Raw genomic sequence first — 19,245 nt, 5'->3', positions numbered from 1 at the left:
GCTCAAGAGAGGCCTTCTCGATTGCGGAAAATGGTTGAAATTGAGCAATGATATTAAAAATGGGATATATCCTAGTCTCGGCGAAGCTCTATACTATAATTAGTCTGTATTCGTACACGGAATCCGAACGATGGAAGTCATCAGAATATTGTATACGCTTTCAGACGAGGAGGGATCCACTTTGTACAAGGTGATCCTCGTAGAGGACGAGATGCTCGTACGGATGGGCTTGCTCAATTCTGTCAATTGGGCAGCGTATCAAATGGAGGTCGCAGCGGATCTGACGAACGGGAGGGAGGCTTGGAATTACTGCGAACGGGAAGGATTTCCCGACCTGATCATAACCGATATCCGAATGCCGGAGATGGACGGAATGGAGCTGATCGTGAGGGTACGGGAACAAAACAAAAATACGAGAATCGTCGTACTGTCCTGCCTTGAGGAATTCGAATTGGTTCGCAAAGCGATGTCGCTTGGCGTGTCCAACTATATTCTGAAGCTGACCATGGCCAAAGACGAGATCGGCTCGGTGCTCGAGGGGGTGAAGGCAGAGCTGGACTCGAGGAGAACGGCTCTGCCGCAAGGCCCGTGGATTCCCGCGAACCTGGAGCTCATCAAGGAAAGGTACGTGAAGGATTTCCTGTTCTACGGGATTTACTCTGCCGAGGAGTTCGAGAAGTTCGCCGTCCAATGCGGGTTTCGGCTGTCGCCGGTTCGGATGGCGGTCTGCACGATGGAAGTGGATCGATACGCCTTGCTCCAAGAGCGGTTCCGCGACGAGCAAGGCCATCTCATCAAATTGACGCTGCTCAACATTCTCCAGGAGATCGCTGCGAGCTTCCGCGGCGAAGTCATCTATTTGGACGAGACGCGTTACCTGATCCTGCTCAGCTTCGAAGACCTCTTATCCGAGCAGGGGATCCGGCAAGAAATCAACGCGTGCACGAGCTCGATTCAAGAAGCGATCCGTTCCTGCTACGGCTCGTCGGTGTCATTCGGCATCAGCAGCGTGCAAAGCGGATACAGGACACTTCGCAAACTGTACTTTGAATCCTTGAGGGCGCTGGACAAAAAGATCGCGACCGGCCCGGGCTTCTGCCACAGGCTCGAAGACCCCCTAGATTTCAGCCGGGCTCTGCCCCATATGGAGACCCTTCGCGACGCCGCTTCGCTTCGCCAACTGCTCACTCCTTCCAAAGAAAAGGAATTCGACGATTATATCGAACGTCTGAACGCGGCTTTGCCGGGAGGCAGGAAGGCCGTTCTTGTCGTGCTGTATTCGTTCGTTCAATGGGTATGCGCAACAGTCTACGGACATCCGGAGCGCGAGAAATCGCTGCTGCTGCAAATGACGGACGTATTGAATCAATGCGAAACCATTCCCGAGCTGTTGGAACAGACACACGAATTCGTCTGTCGCATCGTGGAGCGATCCAGAATGACGATAACGGTAAAATCGGTCATTTCGAAAGCGATCCAATATATGAAGGATCATTATCACGAGGAAATCAGCCTTCAGCAGGTGGCCGACCATGTCAATCTGAGCTTGGGCTACTTAAGCCATCTGTTCAAGAAAGAGCTGGACATAACCTTCGTGGAATATTTGACGCAATACCGAATCGAGCGGGCTAAGGAACTGCTGAGTCAAACCCGGATGAAGTCGTATGACATTGCGGTGAAAGTCGGCTTCTCGCCGGAGTATACGTACTTCAGCAAGGTATTCAAAAAGATGACGGGATTGGGGCCCAATGAATACCGCAGAAAGGCGTTGGCAGAAGACAGGGGCGGGTCATGAGGATCAGAGGAAGGATTCAGCGGCTTGGCACGCAGCTGATTCTCTACTATATGATGATCAGCTTGATCGTGCTTTCTGGCGCATCGTACTTTATCTATTCCTTTATGTTGAACGTTTTCAAAGACAGCAACGAGCGTCTGCTGCTTCAACAATTTCAGCAGCTCGATCATCATGTGGACGGACTTGCGCGAGATGTCGATTCGTTGTCCAAGTTGTTTCTCGCGGACGCTAACGTTCAGCGATTTATTGCTTACACGCCGGATTTGGGCGTAAGCGAGTTTCTGGCATTAAAGCAGGCCGTGCTGTCAACGATCGAATCCTATGCGAGAAGCTACGATTTCATCGATTCGATCTATATTGTCGGAGAGGCGAGCGGTGCGGTGGGGGGCGATGATCACACGACGCTTGCCCATTGGACGCAAGAGTGGCAGAGGGAATTTCTGGCTTCAAGCCTGTTCGTGGGCGCGCGTCGGTCATTTCCGGAAATGGTAGTCCAAGGCGGGATTCGCAAAACGGTGTATAATCCCTACTTGTCCGACTCAGCCGGCGAGACGGTCATCAGCATGGCGCGGGGAGTCCGGCCGATCTATGAATCCTCAACAAGCGCAGTGCTGATCATGAACGTGGACGAGCGGTATTTATCCTCTATTTATTCAACCTCGATGGACGCGGACGACGGCAAAATGTATATCGTCGATGAGCATGGCATCGTCATATCGAGCAGCCAACCGCATGATATCGGAGCCAGGAGCGCCTACGAACTCTCGGCTGTTACGAATGGTTACGGAAGCCTGGATTTCGGGCAGAGCGACTCGTCCGTGCAGATCGTGTATTATCGATTGCATCAGACGGACTGGCACATGATCAAGGAGATTCCGCTCGGCTATTATTCGGCGCAGATCCGGTCGGCGCAGCTGCTGCTGGGGGGCGTGATTTGCTCCAGCTTGATCGTGATGCTCGTGATCTCGTATTTCTGGCTCCAACGTATGGTCCGGCCGCTGCGCATTCTTGCACACAAGATGAAAGACATGAGCCGGGGGGAGCTGGGCATCACCTATGCGAAGATCCCGAACAACGAATTCGGCATGGTCATTCGACGATTTAACGAGATGTCGCTGAGCATTGTCGAGTTGATTCGGAACAATAACGATATTCAGGAGAAACGGCGGCTGTTGGAGATAGAGACGCTGCGAAATCAGATTAATCCGCATTTTCTGTACAACACGCTCAATATGATTCGTTGGATGGCCGTCAGCTTTAAGGCGGAGCCGATCGAGAACAGCGTGGTGGCGCTCGGGAATATTCTTCGCCCCGCCTTCGCGAGCAAGGAAGCCTCCTGCACGCTGCGGGACGAGCTAACCTACCTCGATAACTATATCAAAATCATCAATTGGCGTTTCAACGATCATGTCAAATTTACGATTCATGTCGACGAGAACGACTTGGATCTGATGATCCCCAGGTTCATCCTGCAGCCGCTCATCGAGAACTGCGTCGCTTCCGACAAGCAGAAGGAAGGCAGCGAGCTCAACATTCTAGTCCGCGTGAGCGAGGAGGACGGCGATGCGATCATCTCGGTTATGGATTCGGGTGACGGAATCGACCCGGAACGGCTGAAGCGGCTGAACGAGCGGCTGCGCAGCGGCGAGGAGCACGCCGACCTGAAGGGGGACGGTCATGGCATCGGGCTTTACAACGTGAACAAGCGGATCAAGCTGAACTACGGCAACGAACCGTACGGCGTGAGCCTGGTCAGTCGAGGAAAGGGTACGGAAGTGCGGGTTCGGCTCCCCAGGCAGCATGGATGAGGACTCGCTGCGGGTTTCGGTTCATAAGGAGAGGAAGGGCGGGATCTGGATGATAAAGTCAGGCCTTGCAAGCTTGTCGATGCTGGCTGCCGTATTGCTGCTGCTGTTCGCCTGCACCGGAAGCCATCTTCATACCGGAGTCGAGCACGAGGCTCAAGGGACGAATCGGACGACAGCGTCTTCCGGAGCGGAGGACGAGACGGTCACGCTTAAAGTGCTGATCATCGAGCAGAGCGTGAAGTGGAACGAGTACCCCGATCATGCGGTAGCGAAAGCGATCGAAGAGAAGCTAGGCGTCCGGATCGAGTTCGTCACGGTCGACGAAGCCGGGTTCAACCTGCTTCTCGTCAGCGGGGACATGCCGGATATCGTCCGGACCGAGCCTGCCAAATACGGAAAGCAGCTGATCGAGGGCGGTCTGATCATCCCGATGGATCCGATGTTGAAGAAGTTCGGACCGGATATTACAGCCAACATTCCTTCCGTGGTCGAATATAGCAGAAACACGTGGAGCGCCGGCCGGGGACAGCTGTATTTCCTTCCTCCGCAGGTGCAGCCAGAGGCGAGTCCCGAGTATTCGCCTCTAACGATCGGCCCGACGATTCGGTGGGATTATTACAAGGAAGTAGGCGCGCCGGCGTTCCGTTCGCCGGACGAACTCCTCGACGTGCTGGAGCTCATCGTCAAGAGGCATCCGGAGACGCCGGAAGGCCTGCCTGTGTACGGCGTCTCCATGTGGCAGGATTGGGGCTTGTGGCCGTACATCATTCCGTTCTCCTGGTATACCATGCAATCTTACGGGAATAGCGAGCTTATGGTCAGAACGCTGGGCGAACCGCATTTCGAGAATATTCTGACCGAAGAGGACTCCACGTATTGGGTCGCGACGGATTTTTATTATAAAGCCCGGCGCCGCGGTCTGCTCGATCCGGATGCGCTCACGATGAAGCAGACGGACTATCTGGCGAAAGCGTCGGCAGGCCAGTTGACGATCGGTCCGGCCATCTGGGCGATGGGGGACTTCAATTCGAAGCATGCGAAGGAGGCCAAGGGCTATATCGTGCTTCCGGCAGGCAAACGCGCTTGGAGCGGAGGGGCGACGCCCTACGGATGGTCGGGCAAGAGCTATGCGATCACCCGCAGCTCCAAGCATCCCGAGGCGGCGATGCGGCTGCTGAATTATCTCTATTCCTATGAGGGCGTCAGGACGCTCTATAGCGGCATTGAAGGCGAACATTGGGAGGTGGTTGACGGGGAGCCTAAAATCAAGGCGAACACGTTCGAATTGAAGCATGAGGGCGGCAAAGCTTGGAGCATGACCGGAATCGCCATGGACCTGAACTTGATCGGACTAGGCGGAAGCGTGCTCGATCCCGATTCCGGCGCGCCTCTTGACTTGTTCCAGACGCGCGAAGCAATGGTCCTGTCGGCAAGCGAGCTGGAGAAGGACTTCAGCCGTTATTACGGCGGCAGGCACCCGGGCGACGTGCTTCGAAAGTATATCGAGGAAGGCAAGCTGGTCGATTCGAATACGGTCTGGGACCTTAGCGCGAAGGAGAATCTCGCTCAGCCTGTTGGGTCGGAGGCGGAAGCGGTACTCGTCGAGGAAGGGTCGGCGGAAATTCCCGCATCGATGCTGAAGATCGAAGCGCAGTTAATGGAGCTTGCTTCAGGTTATGCCATCAAGCTGATTCACGCGAAGGACGACGATGAATTCGGCCGCTTGAAGCGGGAAGCGCTGCAAGCGTTCAAGGAGGCAGGCGCGGAGGCCTTCACGTCGTTCTATACCGGCACCGGCAGCCAAGCGGAGTAGATTCATAGATGTTGTCAGGGGATCGGCGGAAGCCGGTCCCTTTCATTATCGCAATCGATGGCGCAGCTCCGCAAAATAAGGCAACCGACTGCAAAATATTTCAACCTCCCTTTCAACCGATGATTGAAAACGTTCAATTTTTCCGCAGATCGTTCATTCAATCCGATAGGACGCCCCCGCATAATAAAAGTGCAATTAAGTCTCGCTGAAACGGCAGCGTCATGATCTTGAAGATGGGGGAGATACAGTTGAAAAGTTGGAAAAGTATCAACATGCTGCTGGCGGTTTTTGTCATGGCTTTGGCATTGGCGGCTTGCAGCGGAGGAAACAACGCCGGTTCGAGTCCGAGCGCTGCGTCGCAGAGCGCGCAGGGGGATAACGGAGGGAATAGTCCGGCGGCGACGGCTCCGGCTAGCGAAGAGCCGGCGGCGGAAGACCCGATGGCGGACCTTGACCTCGGCGGGATGACGATTAAATTCGCCGCATGGTGGGACGCCACTCCGCAGCCTACGACGCCCGAGAACCAGCAGATCATCGAGAACATCGCGGAGCTGGAGAAGAAGCACAACTTCAAGGTGCAATTCGAAGCGGTCAACTACGATCAGATCGCCAAGACCTTTACCGATTCGACCTTAGCCGGCGATCCCTTCGCCCATTTCGTACGGCTCGAGCGCCGCTGGTTCGTGCCGACGGCGGTGAAGAAGGGGCTCGTGCTTCCCGTAAGCGACCATGTCGACGTGAACAGCTCCGAAGCGGCGTTCGGAGACGAAGCGGCGATTAACGGAGGCACGTTCGACGGCAAGGTGTACGGGATGGCCGCGGACGTAGGCGGCCTCGGCATGTACTACAACCGCGGATTGCTGAGCGATCTCGGATTGACCGACCCGCATGTCCTGATGGAACAAGGCAATTGGACATGGGAGACCTTTATGGACATGGCAAAAAAAGCAACCGTGGACAGCAACAATGACGGTACGCCGGACACATGGGGCGTCGTCGCGAAGGATGAGGATCTGCTCGGCATCCTTGTCGCCTCCAACGACAGCAAGCTGGTGGATTTGGCCGCCGGCAAGGAGATGCTTTCGGATCAGAAGACGGTAGAAGCGTTCGAGTTCTATCAATCCTTGTTCACGAACAAAGTGATACGCGCGAATGAAGCTTGGGACGATTACGTCCGTTTCTACGCCGAAGGCAACGTATTGTTCTTCCCCGGCGCGAACTGGGAAGCGACCCGCGTGAAGGAGCAGCTGGCGGAGAAGGACTTCGGTTACGTGCCGTTCCCAATTGGGCCGCAGGCGACGGATTATCGCTCGTTCAATGCGCAGATGAACATGTGGGTCATGCCGAGCAACGTGGAAAATCCGGAAGCGCTGCTCTATATTTTCAAGAAAATTTACGACGTGGAAAGCACGGAGGAGTTCCCGGGGCAAAATGCATACGAGCTCGCCTTCAACCACGAAGAGGATATTCAATCGGCGAAGCTGAACCGGGAGAACGTTCAAGTATTCGACCATAAAGCGGTACCGAACTATCCGGACTTCGGCATCATGGACGATTTGAGGAAAAACAACGTACCGCCGGCAACTGTGGTGGAAACGTATAAGGGGCAAGTGCAGGCAGCGATCGACGAACTGCTGAGCGAGTAAGGATTTGCCGGGATCATCCCCATCCTATCGATGGGGATGATCCTGTTTCAAGCGCAGCGGGATACGGACGGAAGGAGGCGGCGCTGTTGTTGAAACGCAACTTGGCGATATTGCTGTATTACTTGATCGGCGCTTCTCTCTTAGTGGTGGGCATCGTCGGGTTGAACGGCTCGGGAAACGCCGCGTTCATCCAGCCGCTGCCCACTTTGGAAGGAGCGGCGTCGTACAAGGAGGACGCCTACCAGAACTATATCGCATCGCACGCGGGAGCGGCGATGCCGCCAGCGGAAGTGATGATCGAAGGCGAAGACTACGAGAAGGCGGACGACGCGCCGCTTGAGATATGGGAAGGATATGCGGGCGCGGACGGCGCCGCGGTAAGCACCGGGGAGACCGGGTCGGTCCATTGGACGTTCCGCGTGGATCAGGCCGGCTTATACAACATCGCCATTCGCTATTATCCGATCGAAGGCAAGAGCTCGGAGATCGAGCGGGAGCTTCGAATCGACGGAGAAATCCCGTTCAGAGGCGCCGATTCGCTCATATTCGACCGGGTATGGGCCAATGAGCGGGAGGAGTTCAAGCAGGACAACCGGGGCAACGAGCTTCGTCCGAGGCAGGTGGAAGCCCCAAGGTGGATGACGGCGCCTCTGCGCGATCATGAAGGCTTCCACCCGGAACCGTACCGGTTTTATTTGACGGAGGGCGTCCATACGTTATCGCTCACCTCGCTGCGGGAGCCTATGCTGATCGACTACCTGAAGCTGTATCAAGAGCCGCAGGCGCCTGCCTACGCCGAGGTTCGTGCCGAATACGAACGGTTAGGGTATAAGCCGGGCAAGGACGCCTTCGTGAAGATTCAAGGCGAACAGGCGGCGATGAAGTCGTCGCCGATGCTCAGTCCGCTGACGGATCATACGAGCCCGAGCACCGAGCCTTACGATGCGGTCCGAATCCGGATGAACACGATCGGAGGCAACAACTGGCGTCTGCCGGGGCAGTGGATCGCTTGGGAGGTCGAAGTGCCGGAGGACGGCTTGTACAAGCTGGCGTTCAAGGTGAAGCAGAACCTGCTTCGAGGCGTCTATTCGAACCGAAAGCTGACCATCGACGGAGAAGTGCCCTTTGCCGAGGCCCGGAACATCTCCTTCGGCTACGGATCGGATTGGCAGATGAAGGTGCTCGGCGACGATCGGCAGCCGTACGACTTCTACCTGACCAAGGGCAAGCACGAGATCAAGCTCGAGGTTAACCTCGGGGATATGGCGGAGCTGGTCAGCACGGTAGAATCGAGCGTGCTGGAGTTGAATGCGATGTACCGCAAGATTCTGACGATTACTTCGGCGACGCCGGATCCGTTCCGCGATTACCGCCTGGAATCGCGAATACCGGACATGACGGAGGTGTTCGAGCGGCAAAGCCGCATCCTCTATACGGTTAGTTCGATCCTGCAGGAGAAGACGGGGGAGAAGAGCGATAAGACCGCCGTTCTTCGTACGATGGCGATCCAGCTTCAAGAGATGGCGGAGCGTCCCGAGACTGTAGCGAAGAGACTGAAGCAATACTTGACGAATACCGGCGCGTTAGGCACCTGGATTTTGTCCGTCCGGGAGATGCCGCTGGAGGTGGATTATCTGATCGTCGCCTCGCCGGATCAGGAGCTGCCGGAAGCAAAATCGTCGTGGTGGGCCAAGGCGGTTCACGAGGCCAAGGCTTACGCTTTTTCGTATGTCACGGATTACAATACGCTCGGCGACGTTACGGATGAAAACGAAAGCGTCACCGTGTGGATCGGAACCGGCCGGGACCAGGCGCAGGTGCTTAAAGCGATGATCGACGATACGTTCACTCCGGAGACGGGCATCGGGGTCAACCTGAAGCTGGTGAACATGGACGTGCTTCTGCCGGCGTCCCTCAGCGGTGAAGGACCGGATGTGGCCATGCAGATCGGCAACAATGTCCCGGTCAACTACGGCTTGCGCAATGCGGCCGCCGATCTGACGCAGTTCCCCGATTATGAGGAGGTGGTCGGCCGGTTCCGCGAAAGCGCGCTCGTACCGTACGCTTTCGATGGCCGTGTCTATGCGCTGCCAGAGCAACAAATCTTCAGCATGCTGTTCTATCGCAAGGATATTCTCGCGGAGCTTGGGCTCGAGGTGCCGAATACGTGGGAGGACGTCTACGCGATGATCCCCGAGCTGCAAAAAAAGCATATGCAGTTTGCCCTGCCGATTGAAGATCCGAATGCCCCGTCGGTCAGCCTCGCTCCGAATCCGGCCTACTCGATGCTGCTCTATCAGCAGGGTGGGGAATTTTACGAGGGAGAAGGCCTTGCTAGCGGCTTCGACAGCGAAGTGGCGATGAACGCCTTCAAGCAATGGACGGAGTTCTACACCAGCTATAAATTCCCGGTTCAGTTCGACTTCGCCAACCGGTTCCGCGTAGGCGAGATGCCGATTGGGATCGCGGACTATACCCTGTATAACCTGCTTAGCGTATTCGCGCCGGAAATTCGCGGACTATGGGGCTTCACGGTCGTCCCGGGCACGCCGCAGGAGGACGGAACGATCCAACGCGACGTTGCCGCCGATGGCACGGCGGTTCTGATGCTGGAAAGATCGGAACGCAAAGAGCAAGCGTGGGCATTCATGAAATGGTGGACGAGCAAAGAGACCCAGGTTCGCTTCGGCCGCGAGATGGAGGGCTTGATGGGCGCGGCTGCCCGTTATCCGACGGCGAACGCCGAGGCGCTTAAGGAGCTGCCTTGGCCGGTAGGCGATTACCGAAGCCTCGAGGAGCAGTGGAAGTGGGTGCGCGGAATTCCAGAGGTGCCCGGCGGGTACTTCACGGGCCGCCATCTGAACAATGCTTTCCGGACGGTCGTGAACGAAGGGCGTAACCCGCGCGAGACGTTGTTCGACTATGTGCTCAAGATCGATCAGGAGATCGACGTGAAACGAGAAGAATTCAATCTTTCCGACGGAAGGGGGTGAGCCGATTGCCTGCAACCAGCCCGATGGATACGACTTCCCGACCCCTGGAGTCCGCAAGCCCGGCGCGAAGGAGGACATCCAAGCTTCAGGAGCTGCAGCGGAGCATGGTTCGGCACAAACATGCCTACGTGCTGATGGCTCCGTTCATGCTGATCTTCGGTTTGTTCACCGTACTGCCTGTCGTTTTGTCTCTATTGATCAGCTTTACTTATTTTAATATGCTCGAATTTCCGCGTTGGGTCGGATGGAGCAATTACAGCCGCCTGTTTCTGAAGGACGACATCTTCCTGATCGCGGTCAAAAACACGTTGTTGTTCGCCGCGGTCACCGGCCCGCTCAGCTACTTGGCCTGCTTCGTGTTCGCTTGGGTGATCAACGAGCTGTCTCCCAGAATCCGGGCCTTGATGACCCTTGTCTTCTACGCCCCGTCGATTTCGGGCAGCGTATTTTTCATTTGGCTTATTATTTTCTCGGGGGACAGCTATGGTTATGCCAACGGCTTCCTGATGAAGCTCGGGTTTATCCTTGAACCGATCCAGTGGCTGCAGGATCAGCGTTACGTGCTGTGGATCGTCATTTTCGTCCAGCTGTGGCTGAGTCTCGGCACGGGCTTCCTCGCGTTCATCGCCGGCTTGCAGTCCATCGACCGGACGCTGTTCGAGGCCGGAGCCGTGGACGGCGTTAAAAATCGCTGGCAGGAGCTGTGGTATATTACGCTGCCCTCCATGCGCCCGCAGCTGATGTTCGGAGCCGTGATCCAGATCACGACTTCGTTCGCGGTGGCGGAAGTGTCCACGGCGATCGCCGGCTTCCCCAGCGTCAACTACGCGGCGCATACGATCGTCACGCACTTGCTCGATTACGGAACCATTCGTTTCGAGATGGGCTATGCCTCGGCGATTGCGACCGTGCTGTTCATCATGATGGTAGGGACGAATCTCTTGATCCAAAAACTGTTGCGGAAGGTAGGCGAGTAGACGATGGGTACAGGCTTATCATGGCGGCGCGAAAATAAAATCAACCGCTCGCTGCTCGGCGACCTATCCTTGTTCTTGCTGCTGGGGACTTTCGGGGCTTTCATGGCGCTGCCGCTCGTATTCGTGGTCAGCAATGCTTTCAAGCCGCTTGACGAGCTCTTCCTGTTCCCGCCGAGATTCTTCGTCAGCAACCCGACGCTGACGAATTTCTCGGACTTATTCCATCTGATGGCCGGCTCGTGGGTGCCGTTCTCGAGATATGTCTCGAACACGATCTTTATTACGCTTGTCGGCACGCTCGGACATGTGCTCTTCGCTTCCGCCGCGGCCTACCCGCTGGCCAAAATGCGTTTTCCCGGCTCGCGTCTTCTGTTCGCGGCGGTCGTCCTGTCGTTGATGTTCTCGCCGAAGGTAACGGCAATTCCGAACTACATGATCATGTCGTGGCTCGGCTGGATCGATTCCTTCTCCGCGATCATCGTTCCGGCATTCGCTTCCTCGCTGGGGCTTTATCTGATGAAGCAGTTCATGGAGCAAATCCCCGACTCGCTGCTTGAGGCGGCCAAGATCGACGGGGCCAGCGAATACCGCATCTTCTGGCAGATCGTCATGCCGCTCGTCAAGCCGGCCTGGCTTACGCTCATGATCCTGCTTTTCCAGATGCTCTGGGGCACGGACGGGGGCAACTTCATTTACAGCGAGCAGCTCAAGACGATGAACTACGCCTTGAGCCAGATTATACAAGGCGGGATCGCCCGCGCCGGCGCAGGCGCTGCCGTAGGAGCCCTGCTCTTGTCGGTGCCGATTACGCTGTTCGTCGTGACGCAGAGCAGGATCATCGAGACGATGGCGTCCTCCGGGATGAAGGATTAAGGGGGCGTAAATAGATGATACGTTATTCGATCGCTTGCTTGCTCTTTATCGTTCTATTGGTGTCCTTCGAAGTGCCGGAAGTCAAAGCCGAGGGGCCGTATAAGGGCTACAACTACTCCTACTGGGGAGAGCCTGCGCCTGCGCCGCTCGCGTACGTTCCCGAACGCGCGATCAGCGGCGAGCAGTTGGGCATCGGCGGATTCAAAAATCCGCAGGACGTTTTCGTCGCCGCCGACGGTTACGTTTACATTCTAGATTCGGGCAACGGCCGAATCGTCGTGCTCGATCCCGAACTGTCGTATGCCGAACAGTTCCAAGGCTTCATGCGAGAGGGGCGACACGAAAGCTTCAACAAGCCGCAGGGGCTGTTCGTCACGAGCGAAGGGGCCATCTATGTCGCGGATACGGAAAACGGGAGGGTCGTCGAGCTGGATGCGGACGGCGGCTTCGTTCGCGAGATCGGAGCGCCCGAAGCGGATGTGTTGACCGAGGGGTTCCGCTTCTTTCCGCAGAAGATCGTCCTGGATAAAGCCAAACGAATTTACGTAGCCGGACGCGGCGTATTCGACGGCATCATCCAGTTCAGCGCCGGCGGCGAATTCGAGACATTTCTCGGGGCGAACCGGGTTCGGTTCAATCCGATCGATTATTTCTGGAAGAGCGTCTCGACGAAGGCGCAAAGAGCGCAGATGGTACAGTTCGTGCCGATCGAATATAACAACTTCGACATCGACGATGCCGGGTTCATCTATGCGACCAGCGCCGGTGAGCGCTCGGACGCGCCGATCAAGCGCTTGAATCCGAGCGGGCAGGAGGTGCTGCGGCGCCAAGGATACTTCCCGATCTTAGGGGATCTGGCTTATCCGCCCGCAGGAGAACAGTCCGGACCCTCTCGATTTATCGATGTCGATGTTCCCGGCAACGGGATGTACAGCGTGCTCGACGGCAAGCGCGGAAGGGTATTTACTTACGACGAGGACGGGAATCTGCTGTATATCTACGGCTTGCTCGGCAATCAGGTCGGCACGTTCAAAAACCCCGTGGCCATCGAACACGCGGGCGACCGTCCGCTTGTGCTGGACGGATCGCTTAATCAACTGACGGTATTTCGCCCAACCCGATTCGGCACGCTGATCAATGAAGCGGCAGCCTTTCACTACGCCGGAGACGAGGTCCGCTCGGCCGAACGCTGGCAGGAGGTCGTTCAGCTCGACGCCAATTTTGAAATCGCTTATATCGGGATCGGCAAAGCTCTACTCCGTCAAGGGGAGAACAAGGAAGCCGCCCGCTATTTCAAGCTGGGCATGAGCCGAACGAATTATTCCAAAGCCTACCAGAGATATCGTCAGGAGGTGCTGGAGCGGAATTTCGGCAGCGTCATGGCTGGGCTGGTCGTTGCCGCCGCAGCGGCCATAGCCGTCTCGGCAACGGTGAAACGCAGACGACGGAGAAGCCCGGAGAGCCGCGAATATGTCCGCGAGCGAGGAGCGGTCGCTTTTGTCTTCCGTCTCATGTTCCATCCGTTCGAGGGCTTCTGGGAGTTGAAGTATGAACGGAAGGCAAAAATGTCCATCGCGATGGCGATTTTGTTTCTCGTCATCGTGGCGATGGCGCTGCAGGCCCAATACGCAGGCTTCGTCGTCAATGACAATAACCCGTTAAAGCTGAACAGTCTGGATCAGGTGCAGTACGTGCTGCTGCCGTTTTTCCTTTGGTGTATCGCGAATTGGTCGCTTACGACGCTAATGGACGGGGAAGGGAAGTTCAAGGAGATCGTACTCGCCGCTGCGTACGCATTGACCCCGATTGTGCTCATCTACGTCCCGACGACGATCTGGAGCCATTTCATGACGCTCGAGGAAAGCGCCTTCTACTATTTGCTTAATTCCATCGCGATCATTTGGTTCTTGTTTCTGTTCTTCGTGGGCACGATGACGGTTCATCAGTATACCGTGACGAAGACGATCGTGACCATTTTTCTCACGATCCTTGCGATGGGCTTCATCGTGTTTCTCGCGATGCTGTTCTTCAGCTTGCTTCAGCAGATCTACTCCTTCGCCCATACGATCTATATCGAATTTGTCTACAGAACCTAGAGGAGGTGACAACCAAGATGAGAAGATCCAGGATGACCTTGCTGATCGCTGCGGCGATCGGCGCGGCCGCGATTCTCGCCGTATACGGCGCAAGGCTGTTCAGCGGCGGATTAGCGGGCGTACCCGCGGCCGAGCTCGGGCTTCGCAGCGCGGAAGCGGCGAATATTCCGCGGGAAGAGGTCGCATCGATGCCGGCCGAGAAGGTCGAAGGGATGGAGGGCGTCGCGGCGAGCGGCGAGCTTGCTCTGTACGTCAACAAGGCGACAGCAGAGATCGCCGTGCGAGATCTGAGAAGCGGGCGCTTGTGGTATTCCAATCCTCCGGATCGCGATCAGGATCCGCTGGCGGCGGGCATCAACAAGGAGAAGCTGAACTCCCAGATGTCCATCGTGTACGAGAATCATACCCTGCAATCGTACAGCATGAACTCGTATTCGGACAGCGTCAAGAACGGTCAAGTCGGGTACGAGCCGATCCCGAACGGCATCAAAGTCACCTACACGTTCGGCAAAGCCGAAGGAAATCTCGATACGCTCCCGATAGCGATGAGCAAGGAACGCTACGAGGAGCTGATTCTGGCCAAAGCCGGCGACGATTACGGGCGTTACTTGAACCGGGCCTATAAGCTGAACGAGGAAAGAGGCGTATACGAGCGGCTCGACGTGGCGCTCTCCGGCATCGTCCTGGAGCGGGTCAAGGCGGCTTTCGAACTGGCGGGATACGCGGAAGAAGACCTCCGGATCGACAATCAAGAGAACGGCGGACCGGAGGCGGCAGCAGACCAGAAGGTGTTCAAGGCTTCGATCGAATACATCGTCGACGGGCCGGAGCTGGTCGTGCGGGTGCCGACTGCGGAAATCGAATACCCGGCATCCTACCCGATTACGCGCGTGACCGTCTTGGACTACTTCGGAGCCGGAGGAGCCGATGACGAAGGTTACATGCTGGTTCCGGACGGCTCCGGCAGCCTGATCCGATTCAACAACGGAAAGGTGGACAGCGACGCTTATTTCGAACCGGTCTACGGCCGCAATGAAGTCAAGGTGCAGCCAACCAAGTCCTCCTATGGTCAAGTTTCGCGGCTGCCGGTATACGGCATGCGAAATAACGAACAGGCCTTTTTGGCGATGATCGAGCAAGGAGATGCCGTCGCGACGATACGCGCGGACATCGGCGGGAAGGTGCATTCCTACAATTATGTCTTTTCCGAATTCGAGCTGCTCGCGCAAGATTATATCCAGGTCGCCGCATCCGCGAAATCGAACAACGTCGCCATCTCCTCGAACGTGCAGCTGCCGGTGTACCAGCAAGAAAGGATGAGTACGGATTTCGTCATCCGGTATGCTTTCCTGAACGGGGAGGATGCGGACTATGCGGGGATGGCCCGCTATTACCAGAAGCATCTTGTCCGGCAAGGCATACTCGACAAGCTGGAGCCGCAGGAGGCAATGCCGTTTTTCCTGGAGCTTGTGGGCGGCATTCCGAAGCGGAAATCGTTCATGGGCGTTCCGTATGAGGATTTGCAGCCGTTGACGACCTTCGGTCAAGCGCAGGAAATTCTCGAAGCGCTGCTGGACGGCGGCGTTCGCTCGATCCAGCTTCGCTACCTCGGCTGGTTCAATGGCGGCGTTAACCATGAACTCCCTACCGCAGTGAAGCCGGACGAAGAATTAGGCGGTCGAGAGGGGCTGGAGAAGCTGGCCGACTTCGCGAAGAAGAGGGGCGTCGCATTGTATCCGGACGTGGCCCTGACCCGCGTCTATCACGATTCCGACAGCTTCCGTCCGTCGAGACATGCCGCTCGTTATCTGACGAAGAAGCCGGCGCTCATCTATCCGTACAATCCGGCTACGTTCCGGCGCGATCCTTCGCTCCCGGCCGATTCGTATTATGTGCTGTCGAGTCGGTTCCTGCCGGAAGTGACGGATAAGTTCGCGAAAGCGTACCGCGCGTACGAACTGGACGGCGTCTCGCTTCGGGAGCTCGGCGATGCGCTGAATGCCGACTACCGCGACGGGCAGACGATCGATCGTGCGCAAGCCAAGCGGATCGTTCAGCAACAGCTCGGCGCACTGGCGGAATCGGGGCTGGATCTTATGGCGGCGGGGGGCAACGGATATGTTCTTCCGCATGTCGACAAGCTTGTCGATATTCCGATGTCGGATAGCGGTTATCATATCACGGACGAGAGCGTGCCCTTCTACCAGCTCGTGCTGCATGGCTATGCGGATTACGCCGGACAACCGATTAATTTGGCGGAGACCGCCGATCCGCGTCTGGCGATGCTGAAAGCGTTGGAGACCGGGGCGAGTCTGTATTTTACGTGGTCTTATGCGCCTTCCTCCGAGGTCAAGGAGACGGCTTTTAATCATCTGTATTCGATTCATTACGCGTATTGGCTGGAGCAGGCAACCCGCATGTATGCGGAGCTGAACGAGGCGGTTGGCCATGTCCGGCATGAAGCCATCGTCGACCGTCGGAAGTTGGAGAACGACGTCGTCCAGGTCACGTATGAAGGCGGCTTGCGGGTGATCGTGAACTATGGCGTCCGCGATGTTAACGTTCAAGGCTTGACGATTAAGGGCAGAGACTATGCCGTGGTTGGTGAGCGCTCATGAGGAAGAAGAAGCTGTCTTTCGAGCAAAGAAAACGAAGGTTAGGCGTTCTTTTCCTTCTGCCGTGGCTGATCGGATTCGTGCTTTTTTTCCTGGCTCCGCTGTTCCAATCGCTGCAATTCAGCTTCCAGGAGCTGGAGCCGACGCGATCGGGATATGAACTGCATTTCCTCGGCTTCGACAATTTCAGCAAAGCCGTTTACGTCCATCCGCTGTTTAACCAATACTTGACACGGTCGATCAGCCACATGGTCGTGAATGTGCCGCTTATCATCTTCTTCAGCTTGTTTGCCGCGACCTTGCTGAACCAAAGGTTTCGCGGTCGGGCGGTTGTCCGCGCGATCTTCTTCCTTCCGGTCATTCTGGCCTCGGGCGTAATCGTCAGCATCCAGGAGGCAAGCTTCATGAGCGAATTCATGAATCAGAGCACGGCGGGCGGGGTCGTGGAGGGAAGCGGCGGCATTCTTCGCGGCATTGCGTTCGAGCGCATGATGCTGAATTCCGGGGTCAGTCCGGGGATCGTCGATTACCTCGTAGGCGCGGTCAACCGAATCTATGAAATCGTCAGCAAGTCGGGCGTTCAGATTCTCATCTTCCTGGCAGGCTTGCAGTCGATTCCCTCCACCCTCTACGAAGCATCCAGGATGGAAGGGGCGACGGGCTACGAAGCGTTCTGGAAAATTACGTTCCCGATGATCAGCCCGCTGATTATGACCAACGTCGTCTATACGATCATCGATTCGTTCAGCCATAACGACGTGACCAAGCTCATCTCGGACGTCGCCTTCATCAACCTCGATTTCGGACTTAGCTCGGCCATGTCCTGGATCTATTTCGGCACCATTGCTTTGATTCTCGCGATAAGCTCGTATTTGATTTCGAAGAATGTATTTTATAACGAATGATAAGGGAGGTGGACTGAATGGATCGTTTTCTGGAATCATCCGTTTGGTCGCTGGATGCGTGGAAAAAATGGCTATGGATCGTCATCCGCTCGGCACTGCTCATCGGGCTGTCGTTTATCATTCTTTATCCGATCCTCGTGCGGATCTCCACGGCGTTCAAGCATCGCGCCGACATTTACGACCCGCTTGTCGTTTGGGTGCCGAGAACGTTCACCCTCGAAAATTTCAAGGTGGCCATGCAGATCATGGATTTCGCGCCGACTTTGTTTACGACGTTCGTGCTTGTCAGCCTGACGACGCTGCTGCAGGTGGCCTCCTGCGCTCTCGCAGGCTATGCCTTCGCCAAGCTGCGATTCAGGGGAAGCGGGATTCTGTTCGCCGCCGTGATTCTGACGATCCTGGTGCCTCCGCAGACCATCATGCTGCCGTTGTACCTGAACTTCAAGAACTTCGATCTGTTCGGGCTGTTCCCGCTCCTGACGGGCAAGGACAGCATTCAGCTGCTGAACTCCTGGTGGCCGTTCCTGCTTACCGCCGCTACGGCCAATTCGCTCAAGTCCGGGCTGTACATCTATATTTTCCGCCAATTTTTTCGCGGACTGCCGAAGGAGATCGAGGAGGCTTCTTTCGTAGACGGCGCGGGCGTATTCCGCACGTTTTATTCGATTATGCTGCCGAACGCAATCCCGGCGGCCGTAACGGTGCTGTTATTCTCATTCGTCTGGATGTGGAACGACAGCTTGTTCACGAGCATCTACATGCCGAGCGGCCAGATCATGTCTTCGGCGCTCACTCAATTGCCGAATAACGTGAAGATCTTTATGCAAACGCAGGAAGCCGATCCTTTCTATGCCTCGATGCTGTCGGACACGGGAGTGCTGCTTGCGATCATCCCGCTTATTGTCCTTTATCTGGTGTTTCAGCGCTACTTCGTCGAGAGCATCGAGCGCTCCGGGTTGGTCGGGTAGCTGAACATGGCGCTGTTGACCGTAGACGATCGAACGCCGGAGCCGGGTTTCAACACCAGGAGAGAGGACCCGACATTAATGACGCTTTATGAACGTCCCTACTTGTTCCAGCTGATGGAAGCCGGCAACTGGGGGGAGATGGATAAGCGGATGGAGTCGGTTTTCCGGGAATTGTCGCGCTTCGCCCATTCGGCCGAGCATCGGATGGAGGTATACGGCATGTTTTACAGCGCGTTCAGTCACTTCGCTCACCGCAGCGGGAGGCTGCTGCTCGATGTATTGGGAGAGGAGCTCTCGCCCGGCTGTTTCCCGTATGTAAGCGCGGAGCAGCTGCAGCGGTGGGTGCTGCATGCCGCCCAGCTGTTGAAGGAGGAACCCGATCGCGACCAGGAACGCTGTTGGGACGAGATCGTCAGTCAGGTACAGACCTACGTTCAGGAGCATTTGAGCGAGGACGTGTCGCTGCAGACGCTCGCCGACCTGGTTTACCTTCACCCCGTCTATCTGTCGAGGCTATACCGGGCAAGGACGGGAGAACGCCTCATCGACTATATTATCCGAATCAAGATGGAGCATGCTGCCGTTCGGTTGAAGCAGGGAGGAGGCAAAATCTATGAAGTGGCCAGAATGGTCGGTTACTTTAGCACCTCTTATTTCTGCAAGACGTTTAAAAAACAGTTCGGCTGCACGCCGATGGAATATCGCAAGCGCCAAACGAGCGTGTCCGTATAGGCATGAAAGTATGGCGGAGTTTCA

12 protein-coding genes are annotated in these 19,245 nt (G+C 56.3%); all 12 read left to right on the top strand.

Features of this window, described 5'->3' with window-relative positions:
- The first annotated feature begins 190 nt into the window (after positions 1 to 190).
- The 12 genes from ACFO3S_RS21280 to ACFO3S_RS21225 all read left to right on the top strand — a co-directional run bounded on the left by ACFO3S_RS21280 (position 191) and on the right by ACFO3S_RS21225 (position 19,221).
- A complete protein-coding gene (locus tag ACFO3S_RS21280; protein WP_378100297.1) occupies positions 191 to 1,795 on the top strand; it encodes a helix-turn-helix domain-containing protein in 1,605 nt (534 codons plus the stop codon).
- On the top strand, positions 1,792 to 3,603 hold the full coding sequence (locus ACFO3S_RS21275) for a cache domain-containing sensor histidine kinase (protein ID WP_378100194.1): 1,812 nt from the start codon (positions 1,792 to 1,794) through the stop codon (positions 3,601 to 3,603). Before ACFO3S_RS21280 ends, ACFO3S_RS21275 begins: the two co-directional genes overlap by 4 nt.
- A 49-nt stretch (positions 3,604 to 3,652) precedes the next feature.
- A complete protein-coding gene (locus tag ACFO3S_RS21270) occupies positions 3,653 to 5,416 on the top strand; it encodes an extracellular solute-binding protein (protein ID WP_378100192.1) in 1,764 nt (587 codons plus the stop codon).
- 248 nt (positions 5,417 to 5,664) lie between these two features.
- Positions 5,665 to 7,062, top strand: coding sequence for an ABC transporter substrate-binding protein (locus ACFO3S_RS21265; protein WP_378100190.1), 1,398 nt, complete (start codon positions 5,665 to 5,667; stop codon positions 7,060 to 7,062).
- Between the two features lie 86 nt (positions 7,063 to 7,148).
- Positions 7,149 to 10,055, top strand: a complete 2,907-nt coding sequence (locus ACFO3S_RS21260; RefSeq protein WP_378100188.1) for an extracellular solute-binding protein — start codon at positions 7,149 to 7,151, stop codon at positions 10,053 to 10,055.
- 104 nt (positions 10,056 to 10,159) lie between these two features.
- Positions 10,160 to 11,032 (top strand): carbohydrate ABC transporter permease, encoded by an 873-nt coding sequence (locus ACFO3S_RS21255; RefSeq protein ID WP_378100295.1) that lies wholly within the window; start codon positions 10,160 to 10,162, stop codon positions 11,030 to 11,032.
- 3 nt (positions 11,033 to 11,035) lie between these two features.
- A complete protein-coding gene (locus ACFO3S_RS21250) occupies positions 11,036 to 11,905 on the top strand; it encodes a carbohydrate ABC transporter permease (protein WP_378100186.1) in 870 nt (289 codons plus the stop codon).
- Between the two features lie 14 nt (positions 11,906 to 11,919).
- Complete coding sequence (locus tag ACFO3S_RS21245) at positions 11,920 to 14,001, top strand: YIP1 family protein (protein ID WP_378100184.1); 2,082 nt, start codon at positions 11,920 to 11,922, stop codon at positions 13,999 to 14,001.
- A 17-nt stretch (positions 14,002 to 14,018) separates the two neighbouring features.
- Positions 14,019 to 16,619 carry a DUF5696 domain-containing protein gene (locus tag ACFO3S_RS21240; RefSeq protein WP_378100182.1) on the top strand — a complete coding sequence of 867 codons (2,601 nt, stop codon included), beginning with the start codon at positions 14,019 to 14,021 and terminating at the stop codon, positions 16,617 to 16,619.
- A complete protein-coding gene (locus ACFO3S_RS21235) occupies positions 16,616 to 17,521 on the top strand; it encodes a carbohydrate ABC transporter permease (RefSeq protein WP_378100180.1) in 906 nt (301 codons plus the stop codon). The genes ACFO3S_RS21240 and ACFO3S_RS21235 overlap by 4 nt, the downstream gene beginning before the upstream one ends.
- Before the next feature lie 17 nt (positions 17,522 to 17,538).
- Positions 17,539 to 18,489 (top strand): carbohydrate ABC transporter permease, encoded by a 951-nt coding sequence (locus tag ACFO3S_RS21230; RefSeq protein ID WP_378100178.1) that lies wholly within the window; start codon positions 17,539 to 17,541, stop codon positions 18,487 to 18,489.
- Positions 18,490 to 18,567: 78 nt separating this feature from the next.
- Positions 18,568 to 19,221, top strand: coding sequence for a helix-turn-helix transcriptional regulator (locus ACFO3S_RS21225; RefSeq protein ID WP_378100176.1), 654 nt, complete (start codon positions 18,568 to 18,570; stop codon positions 19,219 to 19,221).
- Positions 19,222 to 19,245: the final 24 nt, after the last annotated feature.

The organism is Cohnella hongkongensis (genome assembly GCF_042654645.1).
Classification (GTDB): domain Bacteria; phylum Bacillota; class Bacilli; order Paenibacillales; family Paenibacillaceae; genus Cohnella; species Cohnella hongkongensis.
This window is presented reverse-complemented; position numbering and strand designations above follow the sequence as displayed.

Bases quoted from the DNA above. Each gene is read 5' to 3' on its own strand.
- ACFO3S_RS21225 (WP_378100176.1), top strand. From the start codon at position 18,568: ATGACGCTTTATGAACGTCCCTACTTGTTCCAGCTGATGGAAGCCGGC.
- ACFO3S_RS21240 (WP_378100182.1), top strand. From the start codon at position 14,019: ATGAGAAGATCCAGGATGACCTTGCTGATCGCTGCGGCGATCGGCGCG.
- ACFO3S_RS21230 (WP_378100178.1), top strand. From the start codon at position 17,539: ATGGATCGTTTTCTGGAATCATCCGTTTGGTCGCTGGATGCGTGGAAA.
- ACFO3S_RS21275 (WP_378100194.1), top strand. From the start codon at position 1,792: ATGAGGATCAGAGGAAGGATTCAGCGGCTTGGCACGCAGCTGATTCTC.
- ACFO3S_RS21270 (WP_378100192.1), top strand. From the start codon at position 3,653: ATGATAAAGTCAGGCCTTGCAAGCTTGTCGATGCTGGCTGCCGTATTG.
- ACFO3S_RS21250 (WP_378100186.1), top strand. From the start codon at position 11,036: ATGGGTACAGGCTTATCATGGCGGCGCGAAAATAAAATCAACCGCTCG.
- ACFO3S_RS21245 (WP_378100184.1), top strand. From the start codon at position 11,920: ATGATACGTTATTCGATCGCTTGCTTGCTCTTTATCGTTCTATTGGTG.
- ACFO3S_RS21255 (WP_378100295.1), top strand. From the start codon at position 10,160: ATGGTTCGGCACAAACATGCCTACGTGCTGATGGCTCCGTTCATGCTG.
- ACFO3S_RS21235 (WP_378100180.1), top strand. From the start codon at position 16,616: ATGAGGAAGAAGAAGCTGTCTTTCGAGCAAAGAAAACGAAGGTTAGGC.